Raw genomic sequence first — 1,734 nt, 5'->3', positions numbered from 1 at the left:
ATTCGAAATATCATGTTGCGTGGCGAGTAGGCGGTGCTACTCCAGAAAGGAGGTATTCCAGCCGCACCTTCCGGTACGGCTACCTTGTTACGACTTAGCCCCAGTTATCGGTTTTACCCTAGGACGCTCCTTGCGGTTACATACTTTAGGTACCCCCAACTTCCATGGCTTGACGGGCGGTGTGTACAAGGCCCGGGAACGTATTCACCGCGTCATTGCTGATACGCGATTACTAGCGAATCCAACTTCATGGGGTCGAGTTGCAGACCCCAATCCGAACTGTGAATGGCTTTGTGAGATTCGCATCATATTGCTATGTAGCTGCCCTCTGTACCATCCATTGTAGCACGTGTGTAGCCCCGGACGTAAGGGCCATGATGACTTGACGTCGTCCCCTCCTTCCTCTCTGTTTGCACAGGCAGTCTGTTTAGAGTCCCCACCATAACGTGCTGGCAACTAAACATAGGGGTTGCGCTCGTTGCGGGACTTAACCCAACACCTCACGGCACGAGCTGACGACAGCCATGCAGCACCTAGTTTCGTGTCCTTGCGGACTGATCTATCTCTAAATCATTCACTAACTTTCAAGCCCGGGTAAGGTTCCTCGCGTATCATCGAATTAAACCACATGCTCCTCCGCTTGTGCGGGCCCCCGTCAATTCCTTTGAGTTTCAATCTTGCGACCGTACTCCCCAGGTGGAACACTTAACGCTTTCGCTTAGCCGCTGACTGTGTATCGCCAACAGCGAGTGTTCATCGTTTAGGGCGTGGACTACCAGGGTATCTAATCCTGTTTGATCCCCACGCTTTCGTGCCTCAGCGTCAATAAGACCATAGTAAGCTGCCTTCGCAATCGGTGTTCTGAGACATATCTATGCATTTCACCGCTACTTGTCTCATTCCGCCTACCTCTAGTCCATTCAAGCCCATCAGTATCAAGGGCACTGCGATAGTTGAGCTACCGTCTTTCACCCCTGACTTAACAGGCCGCCTACGCACCCTTTAAACCCAATAAATCCGGATAACGCTTGGATCCTCCGTATTACCGCGGCTGCTGGCACGGAGTTAGCCGATCCTTATTCTTCCGGTACATTCAGCTCTCTACTCGTAAAGAGGTTTATTCCCGGATAAAAGCAGTTTACAACCCATAGGGCAGTCTTCCTGCACGCGGCATGGCTGGTTCAGAGTTGCCTCCATTGACCAATATTCCTTACTGCTGCCTCCCGTAGGAGTCTGGTCCGTGTCTCAGTACCAGTGTGGGGGGTCATCCTCTCAGATCCCCTAGTCATCGTCGCCTTGGTGGGCCGTTACCCCGCCAACTAGCTAATGACACGCATGCCCATCTCAATCCTATAAATATTTGAACATTGGATAATGCTATCCTGTGTTTTTATGCGGTGTTAATCCGGATTTCTCCGGGCTATCCCCCTGATTAAGGTAGGTTGCATACGCGTTACGCACCCGTGCGCCACTTTCGATAAGAGCAAGCTCTCATCTATCGTTCGACTTGCATGTATTAGGCCTGCCGCTAGCGTTCATCCTGAGCCAGGATCAAACTCTCCATTGTAAAATGTGTTGTAAGATGCTGACCAGTTTTAACTATTGTTAAAAATAGTCTTCTTTTTGTTATGTTGTCTGTTAGACACCACCTTTAAAATAAAGCTACGTAATCATGTACTTTGATCAGTACTCCATTACCTCGCTACGCTACATTGACATCTCTTTTAAGAACTT

The 1,734-nt window shown here is 49.6% G+C and carries 1 rRNA gene; it reads right to left on the bottom strand.

What is annotated here, in order from left to right:
* Window positions 1–45 precede the first annotated feature (45 nt).
* Window positions 46–1,567: ribosomal RNA gene (locus BCL90_RS00240) — 16S ribosomal RNA — on the bottom strand.
* Window positions 1,568–1,734: the final 167 nt, after the last annotated feature.

Source organism: Pedobacter alluvionis, from assembly GCF_003664035.1.
Classification (GTDB): domain Bacteria; phylum Bacteroidota; class Bacteroidia; order Sphingobacteriales; family Sphingobacteriaceae; genus Pedobacter; species Pedobacter alluvionis.
The sequence above is the reverse complement of the archived record's forward strand: the minus strand, read 5'-3'. Positions and strand labels throughout refer to the sequence as shown.